This is a genomic window from Pseudomonas sp. TWR3-1-1 (assembly GCF_049896545.1).
Classification (GTDB): domain Bacteria; phylum Pseudomonadota; class Gammaproteobacteria; order Pseudomonadales; family Pseudomonadaceae; genus Aquipseudomonas; species Aquipseudomonas weihenstephanensis.
The window spans coordinates 29,683-49,427 of the sequence record NZ_JAFCUO010000011.1 but is presented as its reverse complement, the minus strand read 5'-3'; the positions used below and the strand labels follow the sequence as shown (position 1 = coordinate 49,427).

Sequence of the window (19,745 nt, the reverse complement as noted above, 5' to 3'; positions counted from 1 at the left end):
TGTAGGCTGTCAGCCTTTAATCGCTGTCCATTCTTTTGCTGATTTTTCGGATGCCCTTGATGCTTTCTTCCGTTCAACGCCGCGCCATTCGTTTGGCCACTCATTTTGTAGCGCCGTATCGCTGGCAAGCGCTAGGCGCATTGCTGGCGCTGATTGTGACCGCCGGTATCACGCTGTCGATGGGGCAGGGTATTCGTTTGCTGGTGGACAAAGGTTTCATGACCCAGTCACCGCATCTGCTTAACCAGTCCATCGGCCTGTTTATGCTGCTGGTGCTGGCATTGTCGGTGGGCACTTTTGTACGCTTTTACCTGGTGTCGTGGATCGGGGAACGGGTGGTGGCCGATATCCGCCGCCAGGTGTTTAACCACCTGATCGACTTGCACCCAGGGTTCTATGAGAACAACCGCAGCTCGGAAATCCAGTCCCGGCTGACCGCGGACACCACGTTGCTGCAATCGGTGATTGGCTCTTCCTTGTCACTGTTCTTGCGCAACAGCCTGATGGTGATCGGCGGTATCGTGCTGCTGTTCGTGACCAACCCCAAACTCACCAGCATCGTGGTGGTGGCGTTGCCCCTGGTGCTGGCGCCGATTTTGATTTTCGGCCGACGGGTGCGGGGTTTGTCGCGTGAGAGCCAGGACCGGATTGCCGATGTAGGCAGTTACGTGTCCGAAGCGCTGGGGCAGATCAAAACCGTGCAGGCCTATAACCACCAACAGCAGGACCGTCAACGCTTTGCTCAAACTGTGGAGCAGGCCTTTGCCACCGCGCGCAAGCGTATCGCTCAGCGTGCCTGGCTGATAACGCTGGTGATCTTGCTGGTGCTGGGGGCTGTGGGGGTCATGTTGTGGGTGGGCGGCATGGACGTGATCGCAGGGCGTATCACGGGCGGTGAGCTGGCAGCGTTTGTGTTCTATAGCCTGATCGTAGGCAGCGCTTTTGGCACGTTAAGTGAAGTCATCGGCGAATTGCAGCGCGCAGCAGGCGCAGCCGAACGGATCGCAGAGCTGCTGCAATCCAAAAGCCTGATCGTGTCGCCAAGCCAGGGGGTGCTGGCCTTGCCTGAGCGGGTGGCAGGCAACCTTCAGCTTGATCGGCTGTGTTTTTCCTATCCGTCACGGCCTGAACGCTACGCCCTTGAAGACCTCACACTGACCATCAATGCAGGCGAGACATTGGCGCTGGTGGGGCCGTCTGGCGCGGGCAAATCCACGCTGTTTGATTTGCTGCTGCGCTTCTACGACCCGCAGCAAGGTCAGATCCTGCTTGAAGGGTTGCCCATTTCGCAATTAGACCCGCAAGACCTGCGCCGCTGTTTTGCCCTGGTGTCCCAAAACCCGGCGCTGTTTTTCGGCACCGTGGAGGACAACATTCGGTACGGCAACCCTCAGGCCTCTGACGCTCAAGTGGAGGCGGCCGCGCGCATTGCCCACGCGCATGAGTTCATTTTGCAAATGCCCCAGGGTTATCAGACTCATTTGGGCGATGGTGGGCTTGGGTTGTCGGGCGGCCAACGTCAGCGTTTGGCGATTGCCCGCGCCTTACTGGTGGATGCGCCGATCCTGTTGCTGGATGAAGCCACCAGCGCATTAGATGCTCAAAGCGAACACTTGATTCAACAAGCGTTGCCCAGCCTGATGTCGGGGCGCACCACGCTGGTGATCGCCCACCGTTTGGCCACGGTACAAAATGCCGACCGCATTGCGGTCATGGATCACGGCAAGCTGGTGGCTATTGGCACCCATGCCGAACTGATCGCCAGCAACCCGCTGTATGCGCGGTTGGCGGCGTTGCAGTTCAATGGCCGAGAGTGATTGCACTGAAGCGTGCGTTGTATGTGTAGCCGTTGACGAGTAACGCGAGGCGACGTCTTGCGCGTGCGCCTTGCGAGGTAGCTACGCCCGGGGGGTATCTCAGCGGTATTCACACAGGTAAGCGGTTTCAACCGCGACCTTGAGCTGAAACTTGCTGTTGGCCGGTACGTTGAATTGGCTGGCGGTTTTGAAGGTTTGAAACGTGTCGCTGCCTGGCAGTTTGACGCTCAGTTCGCCCGAGACCACGTGCATGATTTCTCGCTCGGCCGTACCGAACTCGTATTCACCCGGGGCCATGACGCCAATGGTGGCTTTGCCTTCAGCTTGCGTGAAGGCAATCGACTTGACGGTGCCGTCGAAGTATTCGTTGACTTTAAACATGGCGATTCCTCGGGAAGGGCTAAAAATGGCTGGCCAGTATGCAGAAGCCGTTTTATCCCGTCACGCCCTTTTATAAGCGCTTATCTTCAAGAATCAGCGGCAATAAACGTGCGGTATTTCGCGCATCTTCCAGTGCCCGATGCTGCTGACCGTTAAATTGCATGCCCGCCAGTTGCAACGCACTGTTGAGGCCCAGCGGTCGCTTCAACTGACGGGCATGAGCAAATTGCTGCTTGAGGTTCAGGTGCGGCAGATGTGCCAGCACACTGTTGAGCTGTTTTTGCTGCCACTCCTGCTCAAGTTGCAGGCGGTCGTAATCGCCCCAGCTGGCCCAGGCCTCAAGCTTGGGCCGGTGTTGCCCAAGCCAGCGCTCAAACTGCTCCCAGACGAGGGGCAGCGCTGGCGCGCCATCTATGTTGGCTTGAGTGATGCGTGTTAATTGGCGACAGAAGGGCGTGAGCAAAGGGCGGCGTGCAGGGCGAATAAAGCGCTGGAAATGATCCACCTCACGGCCAGCCCGCGTGACAACACTGGCACCGATTTCAATTACCTCCATTTCCTCCAGAGGCCAGCCGCCATCGTCGGTTGTGGCTTCCAGATCAATTACCAGCCAGTGAGGCATGTGCAGCTTCCTTTAACAGCATCCGCGTTGAGCCATGGAGCGTAGCTAAAGCGTTGACATCCGCCTAGGCTCTATTTTGTATGGGCCAGTCAAGCGCTTCCTTGGTAGGCTATGCAGGCTTAAATCGCCAGCACGCCCGATCTCAGGTCGTGTGGCGATCAATAAGTTCCAGCCAGGGGCGTTTCCAGAGGTGTACGGTTTGAAGTGTTTGCCAGTCCGGATGGCTCACAGCGTGTTGCTGGCCCTTGGCATGATGTGCCTTACGCCTGTGTGGGCGGCTCAGGAAATCAGGGTCGGCGCAGCTCATTTCCCCCCGTACACCGTGCGCCCTGAAAGCGGCGCCGACACCGGCTTGCTGCCGCAATTGCTGGAGGCGTTGAACCGCCTGCAACGTGACTACCGTTTTGTACTGGTGCCCAGCTCCATTCCCCGGCGCTTCCGCGATTTCGAGCAAGGGCGGGTCGATGTCGTGATGTTCGAAAACCCGGCCTGGGGCTGGCAGGACATTGCGTACAGCGCTGTCGACATGGGGCTGGAAGATGCCGAGGTGTTTGTCGCCAAGCGCCAGCCGCAACGCCAGCAACATTACTTCGACGACTTGAGCAACAAGCGGTTGGCGTTGTTCAGCGGTTATCACTACGCGTTTGCAGGGTTCAACCCTTCACCTAAATACCTGGCGCAGACCTTCAACGCAGTGCTCACCTATTCCCATGAGAGCAATCTGCTGATGGTACTGCGCGCCAGGGTCGACATCGCCTTGATCACGCGCTCCAACCTGGCTGAGCTGCTCAGTCGCGATACGCAGATCCAACACAACATCCTGGTCTCGCAGCGGATCGACCAGATCTACCATCACTACGCGTTGTTACGCCCGCAGGCGCCGATCAGCGGGCCACAATTTGCAGACCTGCTGCAAAAACTGCGGGACAACGGGCAAATGAACGCTATTTTTGCGCCGTTCAAAATTGCCCTGGTGCCGGTGCGCACGGCATCGCCCCAAACCCTGCCCTAAATTCCAGCGAGCGGCTAACGTCAAACAGCCTGACTGTTGACGATAATCGTGAGCCCATACCATGACTTCTGTTTTAGCGCATCAACCCTGCTGGCGCGATTTGAGCGCCGACTTGACAGACACCCGCCTGACCCTTGCCCTCGGCCATGAGCCGTTGATCGACCTGCGACTTGAGCGCGGCAAAGGGCTGAATGTGTACCTGGGCGATCACCGTGCGGCGCCGTCACTCCAGGCCGTCTGGGCGGGGTGTTACCGGTTGCTGGCCAGTGATCCGCACTGCCAGCAGCTGACTTGGCACCTCAGCCAGCCCCCCCATGAAGCACTGCTTGACGGTCTGCTTCTGGCCACTGACATCGCCGGTCAATACACCTGTTTGCGCAGCCTGTTTTGGCAGCGGCCTCAGCCGTGGCTGGGCGAAACAGTTGCGCCAGCGTATCCATTGCACATGGTCATCAGCGCAGGCAAACGTCACCCGCTGCGAGCGCCCAAACCGGAGGGGGAAGTGTATCGCCGGTTTGATTCACGGCTCGGTCAATGGATCTCCCTGCGCACGCTGGATATCGAGTTGGACCTTGAGCGTTTCAGCCGCTGGCAAAACACCCCGCGAGTCATGGACTTCTGGGAGGAGGGCGGCACGCTTGAGCGTCATCGCCAGTTTCTCGAAACCCTGGCCGCTGACCCGCATACCCTGACCTTGATCGGTTGTTTCGACGATCAGCCATTTGCGTACTTTGAGGCGTATTGGGCCAAGGAAGACCGCATCGCGCCGTTTTACGACGTGGATGATTTCGATCGCGGCATTCATATGCTGGTGGGGGAGCAGGCGCATCGTGGGCCGCACAAAGTGGCCAGTTGGCTGTCGGCGCTCACCCATTACCTGTTTTTGGCTGACCCGCGCACCCGGCGTGTGGTGGCAGAGCCGCGTGCCGATAACGCAAAAATGATCGGCTACATGCAGGCTCAGGGGTATCACTGCGAAAAAGAGTTCAACTTCCCGCACAAGCGCGCAGCGCTGATGATGCAAAGCCGCGAGCGGTTCTTTGACGGGTGCTCATTGCTCTGACCCGTGCTGACCTGTAGCCGCATGTCTCGCCCGCGGCTACAGGATCGAGCGCAAGGCTCGGGCTTTAACGGCGTGCGAAGGTATCGCGCGGGGTGCCCGAGACCTTGCGGCAGTGAATAAGCGCATCGCGGATCATGAAGTTCACCAGCGTGGGGGACACGCCCAGCTCCTTGGCGATGTCCTTTTGCTGCACACCGTGCAACCGGTACATCTCGAACGCATAGCGCGTGCGGCTAGGCAGCTCGGTCAGCGCTTGGGCGATGTTTTCCAGGGTCGAGAAGTTGATATGCGAGGTTTCGGGCGACGCGCCGTGGATGACCACATTCAAGCCTTCCTCTTCTGTACCGGAGTATTTCTGCTCCAGCGCCTGCTTGCGGTAATGATCAATCGCCAGATTGCGCACGATCTGAAACAGGTAACTCAACTGCGCCTTGAAGGAAGAGGTGATTTGCGGCGCTGACTGCAAACGGAAGAAGGCGTCTTGCACCACATCTTCAGCCCTGGAACGACAACCGGTAATGCGCGCGGCGATCTTGACCAGAATGAGCCTGTTTTCAACAAAGGCTTGAAGTAAGGGTGAATCGCACTTGCTTGTGGACACTTGTTCCGTCATGGAAATCACCTGCTGCAATTGAAAAAGTGTGGGCGGGTACGCAAGCCGCCGCCTACACAGCTGGCAACAAATTAGGTTGAATGATAATGATTGTCAATTGAGAAAGAGAATTAATGATCGCGATTACAAAACTTTGAGAAACACCTCACATCACGCCGCATCCGCTCAAAACCGCTGTCTGGCGCCTGACTAATTATTTGCCGTGGCCAACCGTTCTCAATGGACAAAGGTCGGGCATCAATGCTGGCCGCGTAATGGCTCGGACAGGAGGGCGAGATGTTTTTTGATCGTGAACAGGGTGTGTTTCAGCCGGGTGACAGCGCGCACCGCCCGAGCATTGGCGCCTCATACCGCAGTGGCTGTTTGATATGAGCGACGAGATCAAACTGCGCTTGTTTTGCTTGCCGCATTCGGGCGCCAGTGCCATGTCGTACAGCCGCTGGCGCCGTTCACTACCCGCATGGCTGCACGTGCGTCCGCTGGAGCTGCCAGGGCGTGGCATGCGCATGGACGAACCGCTGCAATGCGATATCCAGCGTTTGGCCAGCCAGTTGGCGGATGAAATCAGCCTGGAACTGGACCGGCCTTATGCGCTGTTCGGCCATAGCCTGGGCGGGTTGCTGGCCTTTGAGCTGGTGCATGCCTTGCGTGCACGCGGCGTGCCTGAACCGCTGGCGCTGTTTGCGTCAGCGACGGCGGGGCCTGCCCGGCGCGATGTGAGCGAATACACCGTGGCTAAAACCGATGCGCAACTGATCGCCCGTTTACGTGAGTTGAAAGGCACTGACGAAGCGGTGCTGGGCAATGGCGAATTGATGCAATTGATGCTGCCCATCATGCGTGCGGACTTTCTGTTGTGCGGCAGTTTCGTCCACGGTCAACGCCCCGCCCTGGCGCTGCCGATCCACGTCTTCGGCGGCAAGCAGGACAGCGTACGTGCCGAACAATTGCTCGATTGGCAGGCCGACACCAGCAGCGTCTTTTCCCTCGACATGTTTGAGGGGCACCACTTCTTTCTGGTCGAGCAAGAGCAGCCCTTGCTGCGCTGCGTGCGCCGCTATCTCGAAGAGCATCTGGCCCGCTGGCGCAATCACCAGGCCCGGCAGTTGGCCGGGGTGAGCGTGTAAAGCGCAGCCCCGGCGCCTCGTACTTCTAGCAGACCGAATTTCTTTCAAGCCGACCCCAGGCAGGAAACCCCATGATGGACGCGTTCGAACTTCCCGGCACATTGGCCCAAGCCCTGCAACAACGTGCAGCCCACACCCCGGATCAACTGGCGTTACGCTTTCTGGCCGACGACCCGCAGGCAGGTCAGGTGCTGAGCTATGGCGATCTGGATCTTCGCGCGCGCACCATTGCCGCAGCATTGCAGGCCAATGCCCGGGTGGGTGATCGCGCGGTGTTGTTGTTTCCCAGTGGCCCGGATTATGTGGCTGCGTTTTTCGGCTGCCTGTACGCGGGTGTCATTGCTGTACCGGCCTATCCGCCTGAGTCAGCGCGACGTCATCATCAAGAGCGTTTGCTGTCGATTCTGACCGATGCCGAGCCGCGCCTGCTGTTGACCAGCAGCGGTTTGCGCGCGCCTTTGCTGCACATGGATGAACTCTCAGGCGAAGGCGCGCCACAGCTGTTGTGTGTCGATGAGCTTGAACCGGGCATTGCTCAGGGCTGGCAACCGGTCGTCTTGCAGGCTGACGACATTGCGTTCTTGCAGTACACCTCGGGTTCCACCGCCTTGCCCAAAGGGGTGCAAGTCACCCACGGCAATCTGGTGGCCAATGAAGTATTGATTCGCCGTGGTTTTGGCATCGACCTGAACCCGGACGACGTCATTGTCAGCTGGTTGCCGCTGTACCACGACATGGGCTTGATTGGCGGTTTGTTGCAGCCGATTTTCAGCGGTGTGCCGTGCATATTGATGTCCCCGGCGTACTTTTTGACCCGCCCTTTGCGCTGGCTTGAAGCGATCAGCGAGTACGGCGGCACTATCAGCGGCGGCCCGGACTTTGCGTATCGTTTGTGCAGCGAGCGAGTCAGTGACGCGGCGCTGGCAGGCTTGGACCTGAGCCGCTGGCGTGTGGCGTACTCGGGTTCTGAACCGATCCGCCAGGACAGTCTTGAGCGCTTCGCCGAGAAGTTCGCCCCCTGCGGTTTTACCCCCGCCAGTTATTTCGCCTCCTATGGTTTGGCTGAGGCCACGCTGTTTGTGGCCGGCGGTCAACGCGGTCAGGGCATCCCGGCCTTGTGCCTGGACGAATTGGCGCTGGCCGATAACCGCATCGTGCCGGGCGACGGTAGCCCGGTGATGAGCTGTGGCACCAGCCAGCCTGAACACGCGGTATTGATCGTCGAACCGGGTCAGCTCCACGTGCTGGCTGAGAATCGCGTCGGTGAAGTGTGGGCCAGCGGCCCGAGTATTGCCCACGGTTACTGGCGCAACCCCCAGGCCAGTGCCAACACCTTTGTCGAGTTTCAGGGGGCGACCTGGCTGCGCACCGGCGATCTGGGTTTTATGCACGACGGCGAGTTGTTTATCACCGGTCGCTTGAAAGACCTGCTGATCGTGCGCGGGCAAAATCTGTACCCGCAAGACATCGAAAAAACCATCGAGCGCGAAGTCGAAGTGGTGCGCAAAGGTCGGGTGGCGGCGTTTGCGGTGAATGTCAAAGGCGAGGAGGGGATTGGCATTGCGGCAGAAATCAGCCGCAGCGTGCAAAAAATTCTCCCCCCCGACGCGTTGATCAATGCCATTCGCCAAGCGGTAGCCGACGCCTGCCAACAAGCTCCCAGCGTGGTCGTGCTGCTCAACCCCGGCGCGTTGCCCAAAACCTCCAGCGGCAAACTGCAACGTTCAGCCTGTCGCAATCGCCTGGCCGATGGCAGTCTCGACAGTTACGCGCAGTTCCCGTCGGGCGACGAAGCAGCGCTCAAAGAGGATGGCGCACAGCGCGTGTCCGAACTTGAAGCGCTGATTGCCTGGGTCTGGTGTGAGCACCTGCAGGTCGAGCAAGTCGCTGGCGATGATCATTTCTTCCTGTTGGGCGGTAACTCGATTCTCGCCACCCAAGTGATTGCCCGCCTGCGCGAAGAACTCAAGCTGGAGCTGAGCCTGCGCCTGTTGTTTGAAGCGCCGACGCTGGGCGCTTTCGCCGCACAAATCGGCGCATTGCAGCAGGATGGCGGCTTGGCCCAGGGCGAGATCGCGGCGTTGTCGCGCCAGGACGGTCTGCCTCAATCGCTGGCGCAAAACCGCTTGTGGTTTATGTGGCAGCTCGACCCGACCAGCAGCGCCTATACGATTCCCGGTGCCTTGCGCCTGCGCGGTGAACTCAACGAAGCCGCGTTGTGCAGCAGTTTTGCGCAGTTGGTTGAACGCCATGAAGCCTTGCGCACGCGCTTTTATGAGCATGACGGGCAAGCCATGCAGCGGGTCGATGAACGTGCCGATTTTGACCTGCAACGGATTGATCTCAGCGACCTGGCAGTTGATCAGCGCGAGTCCCGTGCACAACAGATACGCGAAGAACAAGCACACACCCCGTTCGATCTGCAAAATGGCCCGTTGTTCTGGGTCACGCTGGTCAAGCTCGATGACGAAGAGCATCAGTTGTTGTTGACCTTGCACCACATCATTGCCGATGGCTGGTCGCTCAACCTGTTGATAGAAGAGTTCTCGCGGTTGTACGCGGCTGCCTGTCTGGGCCAACCGCTGGAACTGACGCCGCTGGCGCTGCAATACGCCGACTATGGCAGTTGGCAGCGCCAATGGCTGGCGCAAGGTGAAGCGGCACGCCAGCTCGATTACTGGCATCGCCAGTTGGGCGACGAGCACCCGGTGTTGCGGCTGGCGGCCGACCACCCGCGTTCAGCCCTCCAGCGCGCCAGCGCTGCTCGCCACAGCTTAAAGCTGGACGCCGCCCTGAGTGAGGCGGTACGCACGGCGGCGCACGCGCACAACGCCACGCCGTTCATGTGGCTATTGGCGACTTTTCAAACCCTGCTCTATCGCTACAGCGGCCAGAACGACATTCGCATTGGCGTGCCCAGCGCCAACCGGCCACGTCAGGAAACCCACGGCCTGATCGGCTTCTTCATCAACACCTTGGTGCTGCGCGGTCATTTGGAGGGGCGTTTAACGTTTGCACAACTGGTGCAACACACCCGTCAGGCCACATTGGAGGCTCAAGCGCATCAGGATTTGCCGTTCGAACAATTGGTCGAAGCCTGCCCGCAGGCTCGCGAACACGGTTTGTTTCAGGTCATGTTCAATCACCAGCAGCGCGACCTGAGTGCCTTGCGCCGGTTGCCGGGTTTGCTCGCCGAAGAGTTGGAGTGGCACAGCCGCGAAGCCAAGTTCGACTTGCAGTTGCACAGTGAAGAAGACCGCCAGGGGCGCCTGAAACTGTCATTCGATTACGCCGATGAACTGTTTGATGCCAGCACCATTGCCCGTCTGGCCGAACAGTTTGTCAGCCTGTTGGGCCAGGTCAGTGCGCGCGCGGATCAGCCACTGGGTGATTTGCACATGCTCTCGGCTCAGCAGTGCGCTGCGCAGCAACGCTGGGGCGAGGCACCTTGCGCGCCAGCAGCGCAGTGGTTGCCGCAATTATTGGAACAACAGGCCCTGCAAACGCCTGGCGCTGTAGCGTTGCTGTGGGACGGTGGCAGCCTTGACGTTGCCAGCCTGCATGCCCAGGCCAACCGGTTGGCCAACTACCTGCGCGATAAAGGCGTCGGCCCGGATGTACGCGTCGCGATTGCCGCCCAGCGTTCGCCACAACTGTTGATCGGGCTGCTGGCGATTCTCAAGGCCGGTGGCGCCTATGTGCCGCTGGACCCCGATTACCCGCAGGACCGCCTGGCCTACATGCTTGAGGATTGCGGCGCCCAATTGTTGCTGACTCAGAGCCAACTGCTCGCTGCCTTGCCTGCTGTCGAAACGGTCAGCGTCATTGCGATGGACTTGCTCAAGCTCGACAACTGGCCGAGCCACGCGCCGGGCTTGCACCTGCACGGCGACAACCTCGCGTACGTGATTTACACCTCTGGCTCCACCGGGCAACCCAAAGGCGTAGGCAATACCCATGCCGCGCTGAGTGAGCGTTTGCAATGGATGCAGGCCACCTACGGGCTACACGCCGACGATGTGCTGATGCAAAAAGCGCCGATCAGTTTTGACGTGTCGGTGTGGGAGTGCTTCTGGCCGCTGATCACCGGGTGCCCATTGGTACTGGCCGGCCCCGGCGAGCACCGCGACCCGCAGCGTATCGCGCAGTTGGTGCAGCAGTTTGGCGTGACCACCTTGCACTTTGTGCCACCGTTGTTGCGTCTGTTTGTGGATGAACCCCAGGCGGCGCAGTGCCACAGCCTGCGTCGCCTGTTCTCGGGGGGCGAAGCGCTGCCGGCCGAGTTGCGCAATCGGGTGCTGGCGCAATGGCCACAGGTGCAGTTGCATAACCGCTACGGTCCCACCGAAACCGCCATCAACGTTACCCATTGGCACTGCGGCCCCGAAGACGGCGAGCGCTCGCCCATTGGACGACCGCTGGGCAACGTGCTGTGCCGTGTTCTCGACAGTGAGCTGAACCCGCTGCCAGCCGGGGTGCCGGGTGAGTTGTGCATCGGCGGTATCGGTTTGGCGCGTGGCTACCTGCAACGGCCGGGGCTGACTGCCGAACGCTTTATCGCCGACCCGCTGGGTGAGCCTGGCGCGCGCTTGTACCGCACGGGCGATCAGGTGCGCTGGGGCGCTGACGGTGTGCTGGAGTACCTCGGGCGACTCGACCAACAGGTCAAATTGCGCGGCTTTCGTGTCGAACCGCAAGAGATCGAAGCGTGTTTGCTGACGCTACCGGGCGTGGCGCAAGCGGCAGTCTTGATTCGTGAAACCGCCGCGGGGCCGCAACTGATCGGTTACTACACCGCGCACGGGGCTGACGCCTTTGACAACGAATATGTGAGGGCTGCGCTGGCACAGGTGTTGCCGGAGTACATGGTGCCCGCGCAACTGCTGCGACTGGACGCCATGCCGCTGAGCCCGAGCGGCAAACTGGATCGGCGCGCATTGCCTGAACCGCTGTGGCAGGTGCGTGAACATGTCGAGCCTGAGACAGAACTGCAACAACAGATCGCGGGCATCTGGCGTGAAGTGCTGGGGCAAGCGCGCATCGGTTTGCGCGATGACTTTTTTGCATTGGGCGGGCATTCGTTGCTGGCCACGCAAATCGTTTCGCGGGTGCGTCAGGCGTGTGACGTGGAGCTGGCGCTGCGTACGCTGTTTGAAGCCAGTGAACTGGGAGCGTTTGCCGCCCAGGTGGCACTGATTCAGGCGGCGGGCACGCGTAATACGCAACGGCCGATTGAAAAAGTCGACCGTCGCCAGCCGGTGCCTTTGTCGTACTCGCAGCAGCGCATGTGGTTCTTGTGGCAGATGGAACCCGACAGCCCGGCGTACAACGTGGGGGGCATGGCGCGGCTCAAGGGCTTGCTGGATGTCGGGCGTTTTGAGGCCGCGTTGCAAGCGTTGATCTTGCGTCACGAAACCTTGCGCACCACCTTCCCGAGCATTAACGGCGTGGCGTGCCAACGCGTGCACCACGAAACCGGCGTGAACATGGCCTGGCTCGACCTCAGCCAGCTGGATGAACCGACGCGTCAGCAGCGTTTGCAAGCGCTGGCCGACAGTGAAGCGCATCGACCGTTCGACCTGGAAGTGGGGCCGCTGCTGCGTGCGTGCATGGTCAAGGCGGGTGAGCGCGAACACTACTTTGTGCTGACCTTGCACCACATCGTGACGGAAGGCTGGGCGATGGACATTTTCGCCCGTGAATTGGGCGTGCTCTACGAAGCCTTCCTCGATGACCGCCTGTCACCGCTGGCTCCGCTGGCCGTGCAATACCTGGATTACAGCGTGTGGCAACGCCAGTGGCTGGAGTCGGGCGAGCGTCAACGCCAGCTCGATTACTGGACCGCCAAACTGGGCAGCGAACACCCGCTGCTGGAGCTGCCGAGCGACCGTGCGCGGCCCCCGGTGCAAAGCTATCAGGGTGAGTTGTACCGCTTCGACCTGAGCGACGAATTGGCGGCGCGGGTGCGGGCTTTCAATGCCGAGCATGGCCTGACGTTGTTCATGACCATGACCGCCACGCTGGCGGTGTTGCTCTATCGCTACAGTGGCCAGAGCGATCTGCGCATCGGCGCACCTGTCGCCAACCGCATCCGCCCTGAAAGCGAAGGGCTGATCGGCGCCTTCCTCAACACCCAGGTGCTGCGTTGCCAACTCGATGCGCAGATGAGTGTGGACGAACTGATAGAACAAGTGCGTCAGACCGTGATTGAAGGTCAGTCGCATCAGGACTTGCCCTTCGATCATTTGGTCGAAGCGTTGCAGCCACCGCGCAGCGCGGCCTATAACCCGCTGTTCCAGGTCATGTGCAACGTGCAGCGCTGGGAGTTCCAGCAACGCCGTGAATTGGCAGGGATGACCGTCGAGTACCTGGCCAACGATGCGCGTGCCACCAAGTTTGACCTCAACCTGGAAGTCACTGACCTTGACCATCGTCTGGGTTGCTGCCTGACGTACAGTACCGATCTGTTTGACGAACCGCGCATCGCCAAAATGGCCGGGCACTGGGGCAACCTGCTGGAGGCGCTGCTGGGCGATCCGCAACAGCGCCTGAGCGAGTTGCCGCTGATGCTGGCCCCAGAGCAACAGCAACTGGTGCAGCGCATGGCCGCGCCGGTTGCCGAACATGCGCTGGACCTGTGCATTCATAGCCTGTTTGCTGAACAAGCACGGCTTCGCCCCGACGCCATCGCGTTGACCTTCGCCGGCCAGCACCTGAGCTACGCCGAACTGGACAGCCGTGCTAACCGGTTGGCGTGGTTGCTGCGCGAGCGCGGTGTCGGGCCGCAGGTGCGTGTGGGCTTGGCCCTTGAGCGATCTCTGGAGATGGTGATCGGCCTGCTGGCGATCCTCAAGGCGGGGGGCGCCTACGTACCGCTGGACCCGGAATATCCGCTGGAACGCCTGCACTACATGATTGACGACAGCGGCATTGGCCTGCTGTTGAGTCACCGTGCGTTGTTTGACGCCTTGGGCGAGTTGCCGCAGCACGTCGCGCTCGGGTGCCTGGAAGACATCGCGCAGGAACTGGGCAATTACCCGTCTGCTGAGCTGCCGTTTATCAGCCTGGCGGGTCATCAGGCGTACCTGATTTACACCTCTGGCTCCACAGGGCAGCCCAAAGGCGTGGTGGTGTCCCACGGCGAAATTGCCATGCACTGTCGTGCGGTGATCGAGCGCTTCGGCATGCGCCCTGACGACTGTGAGCTGCACTTCTACTCAATCAACTTTGATGCGGCGACGGAACGTCTGCTGGTGCCCTTGCTGTGTGGTGCGCGGGTGGTATTGCGCGCGCAGGGGCAGTGGGATGCGCAGCAGATCTGCCAACTGATCCGCGAGCAACAGGTCAATATTCTGGGCTTCACCCCCAGCTACGGCAGCCAGTTGGCACAGTGGTTGGCGACGCAGCAGCAAACCTTGCCGGTGCGCATGTGCATCACCGGTGGCGAGGCGCTGACCGGCGAGCACTTGCAACGGATTCGCACGGCGTTCGCGCCAAAGGTGTTTTTCAATGCCTATGGTCCCACCGAAACCGTGGTCATGCCGTTGGCCAGCCTGGCGCCGCAACAATTGGAAGAGGGCGCGAGCAGTGTGCCCATCGGCCAGGTCATCGGCGCGCGGGTGGCGTATATCCTCGACGCCGGGTTGGCCCTGGTGCCGCAAGGCGCCACGGGTGAGTTGTATGTCGGCGGTGCAGGATTGGCGCAGGGCTACCATCAACGCCCCGGCATGACCGCCGAGCGGTTTGTGGCTGATCCTTTTTCCGATAATGGCGGGCGTCTGTACCGCACCGGCGATGTGGTACGCCAACGCGCCGATGGTTTGGTTGAGTACGTAGGCCGGGTTGACCACCAAGTAAAAATCCGCGGTTTCCGTATTGAGTTGGGGGAAATAGAAAACCGCCTGCTGGATCACCACGACGTGCGTGAAGCGGTGGTGCTGGCGCTCGACATGGTCGGAGGCAAACAACTGGCGGCGTATCTGGTGTGCGACGCTGCACAACACAGCGAGGTTGAACAGGCTGCGCTACGGGATGAACTCAAAGCGCAGCTCAAGGTGCAGTTGCCCGACTACATGGTCCCCACCCACCTGATGCTGCTGGCCAGCATGCCGCTGACGGCCAATGGCAAGCTGGATCGGCGCGCCTTGCCAACCCCGGACCCGCAGCTGAACCGTCAACAGTATGTGGCCCCCAGCAACCCGCTGGAGCAAAGCCTGGCCGGTGTGTGGTGCGATGTGTTGAACCTCAAACAGATCGGTCTCAACGATAACTTCTTTGAACTGGGCGGCGACTCGATTCTGTCGATTCAAGTGGTCAGCCGTGCGCGGCAACTGGGCATTCATTTCAGCCCGCGTGACCTGTTTCAGCACCAAACGGTGCAGGCATTGGCAGCAGTTGCGACGCACACCGCGCAGCACCACGCCGAGCAAGGACGACTCAGTGGTGAGTCGGCGCTGACGCCCATCCAGCATTGGTTCTTCGACACCGACATGCCACACCGTGAGCACTGGAACCAGTCGTTGCTGCTGGAGCCGAGTCTGGCGCTTGAGCCTCATACGCTGGAACAGGCACTGAGTGCGCTGCTGGAGCACCATGATGCGCTGCGCCTGCGCTTCCATAAAACAGCGGGGCAATGGCGTGCGCAATATCGCACCGAGGTCGATGACGCACTTTTGTGGCAGGCATCCGCGTCTGACATGCAGCAATGTGAGGCGCTGTACGCCGATGCCCAGCGCAGTCTTGACCTGCAAAACGGTCCTTTGCTGCGTGCGTTGTTGGTCGATGGGCCGCAAGGCCAGCAGCGCTTGTTGCTGGTTATCCATCACTTGGCGGTGGACGGCGTGTCATGGCGCGTACTGCTTGAAGATTTGCAAACGCTGTACCGCCAATTGGCGGCGCACCAGCCTGCGCAGTTGCCTGAAAAAACCAGCGCTTCACGGGCGTGGGCAGAGCGCTTGCAAGCCTATGCCGGCAGCGAGTCGTTGCGTGAAGAGTTAAGCCTGTGGCGCCAGCAATTGAACGGGCCACGGGTCGAGTTGCCCTGCGACAGGCCACAGGGTGGCGGGCAAAATCAGCATGCACAGACGGTCAGCGTGCACCTGGACGCCGAGCGAACCCGGCAACTCTTGCAACAGGCGCCCAGTGCTTACCGCACGCAGGTCAATGACCTGCTGCTGAGCGCACTGGCACGGGTGCTGTGCCGTTGGACCGGGCAGCCGTCGGCGCTGGTGCAACTGGAAGGGCATGGCCGCGAAACGCTGTTTGATGACATCGACCTGAGCCGCACTGTGGGCTGGTTCACCAGCGCCTATCCAGTGCGTTTGACCCCGTTGCCGGACCAAGAACAGGGCGCTTCGATCAAGGCAATCAAAGAGCAACTGCGCAACGTGCCGCACAAAGGGCTGGGTTATGGGGTGCTGCGTTACCTGACCGATAACGCCACGCGTCAGGCGCTGGCGGCGTTGCCGCAAGCGGCGGTGACGTTCAACTACCTGGGGCAGTTCGATCAGAGCTTTGCCAGTGATGCGCTGTTCCACCCGTTGGACGAACCTGTGGGCGCGGCCCATGACCCGTTGGCGCCGTTACCCAACGAACTGAGCATCGACAGTCAGGTGTATGGCGGCGAGCTACTGCTGCGCTGGACATTCAGCGCCCAGCGTTACGATGCAGCGATCATCGAGCAGTTGGCGCAAGCCTATGTCAGTGAACTGCACGCGCTGATAGCCCATTGCGTGAGTGACGGCGCTGGCGGCCTGACGCCTTCTGACTTCCCGCTGGCCAGGCTTAGTCAGGCACAACTGGACGCCTTGCCGGTGGCGGCCGAGCTGATTGAAGACGTGTACCCGATGACCCCGATGCAAGAGGGGATGCTGCTGCACACCTTGCTGGAGCCGGGTACCGGGTTGTATTACATGCAGGACCGTTACCGCATCAACAGCGCGCTTGACCCGCAACGGTTCGCGCAAGCCTGGCAGGAAGTGGTCGGGCGGCATGAAGCGCTGCGCGCCTCGTTCTGCTGGAACGTGGGCGAAGACATGCTGCAAATCATTCATCGCCCCGGCAGCACTGACATTGATTATCTGGATTGGAGTGCCGAGCCGCAGGAGGGGCATGAAGCGCGCTTGCAAGCCCTGCTCAAGCAGGAGCGTGAGGCCGGGTTTGATTTGCTCAATAAAGCGCCATTCCACCTGCGCCTGATCCGTCTGGGGGCTGAGCGTTACTGGTTCATGATGAGCAACCACCACATCCTGATTGACGCCTGGTGCCGTTCATTGCTGATGAGCGACTTCTTCGACATTTACAGCGCGTTGGGTGAAGGCCGTGTTGCACAACTGGCCACCCCGCCGCGCTACCGCGATTACATCGGCTGGTTGCAGCAGCAAAACCTGCAACAGGCCAACGACTGGTGGCAGCGCAACCTGCAAGGTTTCGAGCAAACCACTTACATCCCGAGTGACCGGCCGTTCTTGCGTGAACACGCGGGCGACAGCGGCGGCATGCTGGTGGGCGATTGCTACACGCGGCTTGAGGTGCAAGACGGTGTGCGCTTGCGTGAGCTGGCGCAGCAACATCAATTGACCATCAATACCTTCGCTCAAGCCGCGTGGGCCTTAGTGCTGCAACGCTTTAGCGGCGAGCGCGACGTACTGTTTGGCGTGACCGTGGCCGGTCGCCCGGTGGAATTGCCGCAGATGCAACACACGGTCGGTCTGTTCATCAACAGCGTGGCCCTGCGCGTGCAAATGCCGGCTGAGGGCCAGGCGTTGGGAGTGCGTCAGTGGCTGAGCAACCTGCTCGAACACAACATGGAGCTGCGTGAGTATGAATACCTGCCGCTGGTCACGATTCAGGAGCGCAGCGAGCTGCCAAAAGGCCAGCCGCTGTTCGACAGCCTGTTTGTGTTCGAGAACGCGCCGGTCGACATGACGGTCATGGATCGGGCGCACAGCCTTAAGGCGACGTCGGACTCGGGGCGCACCCACACCAACTTCCCGCTGACGGCCGTGTGCTATCCCGGTGATGACTTGGGCCTGCACCTGTCGTATGACCAGCGCTACTTCGAACGCAGCAGCGTTGAGCGTTTGCTGGCCGAATTCAAGCGTATGTTGCTGGCGCTGATGGACGGGCTTGAAGGCGATATGGCGCAGTTGCCCTTGCTGGGTGACTGCGAGCGCGAATTTCTGCTTGCGGGGTGCAACCAGAGCCAGCGTGCATACCCGCTGGATCAGAGCTATGCCCAGCTGTTTGAAGCGCAAGTGGCAGCCCATCCAGAACGCATCGCTGCCAGTTGCCTTGATCAGCAGTGGCGATACCGCGAGTTGAATGCGCGCAGTAACCGTCTGGGGCATGCCTTGATCAACGCCTTGGTGCAGCCGGACCAACCGGTGGCGCTGTTGGCCGAGCGCGGGCTGGACCTGCTTGGCATGATCATCGGCAGCTTTAAAGCCGGGGCCGGTTATTTGCCCCTGGACCCGGCGCTGCCGAGTTCACGCTTGAGCCGCATTATTGATATGAGCCGCACGCCGTTGCTGGTGTGCACCCAAGCCTGCCTCGAACAGGCCGAGGCGCTGCTCGACGAGGCGGGTTGCCCGATTCGTCCGCGTTTACTGGTATGGGAGCAGGTACAAGCCGCCGCGCTGGCCGACCATAACCCGCAGGTTTACAGCCAGCCGGACAATCTGGCGTACGTGATTTACACCTCGGGTTCGACCGGGCTGCCAAAAGGGGTGATGGTCGAACAGCGCGGGATGTTGAACAACCAGTTGAGCAAAGTGCCGTATTTGCAGTTGACCGAACACGACGTCATCGCGCAAACGGCTTCACAGAGCTTTGATATTTCAGTCTGGCAGTTCCTGGCTCCCCCCCTGTTTGGTGCTCGCGTCGACATCGTGCCGAACACCCTCGCCCATGACCCGCAGGCCTTGTTGGCGCAGGTCAATGCGCAGGGCATCACGGTGCTGGAAAGCGTGCCGTCGCTGATTCAGGGGATGCTGGCGCAAGAGCGCATTGTGCTCGACGGGTTGCGCTGGATGCTGCCGACGGGCGAAGCGATGCCGCCCGAACTGGCTCAGCAATGGCTCTTGCGTTACCCCCACGTTGGATTGGTGAATGCCTATGGCCCGGCGGAATGCTCTGATGACGTGGCGTTCTTCCGTGTCGATCAGGCTTCAACCCAAGGCAGTTATTTGCCCATCGGCACACCTACCGACAACAACCGTTTGTACCTGCTCGACGGCGACTTGCAACTGGTTGCGCTGGGTGCCGTTGGCGAGCTGTGTGTAGCCGGGACCGGGGTCGGGCGCGGTTATGTCAGCGATCCGCTGCGCACGGCGACGGTATTTGTGCCTAACCCGTTCGGTGCGCCGGGCGAGCGCTTGTACCGCACCGGCGATCTGGCACGCCGACGCCTGGACGGGGTGCTGGAGTACGTGGGCCGCATCGACCATCAAGTGAAGATCCGCGGCTATCGCATTGAACTGGGAGAAATTGAGGCGCGTCTGCACGAGCAACCGCAGGTGCGCGATGCGGCGGTCAGCGTTCAAGAAGGACCAAACGGCAAGTACCTGGTGGGTTATTTGGTGGCGGCGCCTTCGACGCTGAGCCACAGCGAGCGTCTGGAGCAGCTCAAGCGCTGTTTGCGCGCCGAGCTGCCGGAGTACATGGTGCCGTTGCATTGGGCATGGCTCGAACACTTGCCGCTCAATGCCAATGGCAAATTGGACCGCAAGGCATTGCCCGTGATCGAGATCGGCCAGTTGCAACGTGAAGACTATGTGGCGCCACGCACCGAGCTGGAACAGACCCTGGCCGATATCTGGGCCGAGGTGCTGACGGTGGAGCGGGTGGGGGTGAGCGACAACTTCTTCGAGTTGGGTGGTCATTCGTTGTTGGCCACGCAAATTGCTTCGCGGGTGCAGAAAGTGCTGCAACGCAATGTGCCGTTACGCGCCATGTTCGAATGCAGTTGCGTGGAGGAACTGGCGCAGTACATCGAAGGGCTGCAAAGCAGTGAAATCAACGAGGAGAAAGTAGACCGTCTCAGCGATTTGATGGCGGAACTGGAAGGGCTGTAATCAGCACAAAGGCCCGTGCTTGCATCAAGCGCGGGCC

At 60.5% G+C, this 19,745-nt stretch carries 8 protein-coding genes; 5 read left to right on the top strand and 3 right to left on the bottom strand.

The annotated features are described in order from the left end of the window. Positions 1-50: 50 nt before the first annotated feature. Positions 51-1,817, top strand: a complete 1,767-nt coding sequence (locus ACP7A4_RS20145) for an ABC transporter transmembrane domain-containing protein (protein ID WP_426248045.1) — start codon at positions 51-53, stop codon at positions 1,815-1,817. Positions 1,818-1,916: 99 nt separating this feature from the next. Here ACP7A4_RS20145 and ACP7A4_RS20140 read toward each other — a convergent pair whose 3' ends face one another. Beyond that, positions 1,917-2,198: a pyrimidine/purine nucleoside phosphorylase gene (locus tag ACP7A4_RS20140; RefSeq protein WP_048365652.1), complete on the bottom strand. Its 282-nt coding sequence runs from the start codon at positions 2,196-2,198 to the stop codon at positions 1,917-1,919. Positions 2,199-2,268: 70 nt separating this feature from the next. Further along, complete coding sequence (locus tag ACP7A4_RS20135; protein WP_203302766.1) at positions 2,269-2,820, bottom strand: exonuclease domain-containing protein; 552 nt, start codon at positions 2,818-2,820, stop codon at positions 2,269-2,271. A 220-nt stretch (positions 2,821-3,040) separates the two neighbouring features. Between ACP7A4_RS20135 and ACP7A4_RS20130 the strand changes: the two genes are divergently transcribed. Both ACP7A4_RS20130 and ACP7A4_RS20125 read left to right on the top strand, forming a co-directional pair. Further along, positions 3,041-3,832, top strand: a complete 792-nt coding sequence (locus ACP7A4_RS20130; RefSeq protein WP_426248084.1) for a substrate-binding periplasmic protein — start codon at positions 3,041-3,043, stop codon at positions 3,830-3,832. 61 nt (positions 3,833-3,893) lie between these two features. Further along, positions 3,894-4,895, top strand: a complete 1,002-nt coding sequence (locus ACP7A4_RS20125; RefSeq protein WP_426248044.1) for a GNAT family N-acetyltransferase — start codon at positions 3,894-3,896, stop codon at positions 4,893-4,895. Between the two features lie 64 nt (positions 4,896-4,959). On the opposite strand, the gene ACP7A4_RS20120 is transcribed toward ACP7A4_RS20125, so the two are convergent. Beyond that, on the bottom strand, positions 4,960-5,508 hold the full coding sequence (locus ACP7A4_RS20120; RefSeq protein ID WP_059762894.1) for an RNA polymerase factor sigma-70: 549 nt from the start codon (positions 5,506-5,508) through the stop codon (positions 4,960-4,962). 368 nt (positions 5,509-5,876) lie between these two features. On the opposite strand from ACP7A4_RS20120, the gene ACP7A4_RS20115 reads away from it, so the two are divergent. Next, positions 5,877-6,635 (top strand): thioesterase II family protein, encoded by a 759-nt coding sequence (locus tag ACP7A4_RS20115; protein WP_203302767.1) that lies wholly within the window; start codon positions 5,877-5,879, stop codon positions 6,633-6,635. Positions 6,636-6,706: 71 nt separating this feature from the next. Beyond that, positions 6,707-19,708: a non-ribosomal peptide synthetase gene (locus ACP7A4_RS20110; RefSeq protein WP_426248043.1), complete on the top strand. Its 13,002-nt coding sequence runs from the start codon at positions 6,707-6,709 to the stop codon at positions 19,706-19,708. The last annotated feature ends 37 nt before the right edge of the window (positions 19,709-19,745 follow it).

Bases quoted from the DNA above. Each gene is read 5' to 3' on its own strand.
- ACP7A4_RS20145 (WP_426248045.1), top strand. From the start codon at position 51: ATGCCCTTGATGCTTTCTTCCGTTCAACGCCGCGCCATTCGTTTGGCC.
- ACP7A4_RS20140 (WP_048365652.1), bottom strand. From the start codon at position 2,198: ATGTTTAAAGTCAACGAATACTTCGACGGCACCGTCAAGTCGATTGCC.
- ACP7A4_RS20135 (WP_203302766.1), bottom strand. From the start codon at position 2,820: ATGCCTCACTGGCTGGTAATTGATCTGGAAGCCACAACCGACGATGGC.
- ACP7A4_RS20130 (WP_426248084.1), top strand. From the start codon at position 3,041: ATGGCTCACAGCGTGTTGCTGGCCCTTGGCATGATGTGCCTTACGCCT.
- ACP7A4_RS20125 (WP_426248044.1), top strand. From the start codon at position 3,894: ATGACTTCTGTTTTAGCGCATCAACCCTGCTGGCGCGATTTGAGCGCC.
- ACP7A4_RS20120 (WP_059762894.1), bottom strand. From the start codon at position 5,508: ATGACGGAACAAGTGTCCACAAGCAAGTGCGATTCACCCTTACTTCAA.
- ACP7A4_RS20115 (WP_203302767.1), top strand. From the start codon at position 5,877: ATGAGCGACGAGATCAAACTGCGCTTGTTTTGCTTGCCGCATTCGGGC.
- ACP7A4_RS20110 (WP_426248043.1), top strand. From the start codon at position 6,707: ATGATGGACGCGTTCGAACTTCCCGGCACATTGGCCCAAGCCCTGCAA.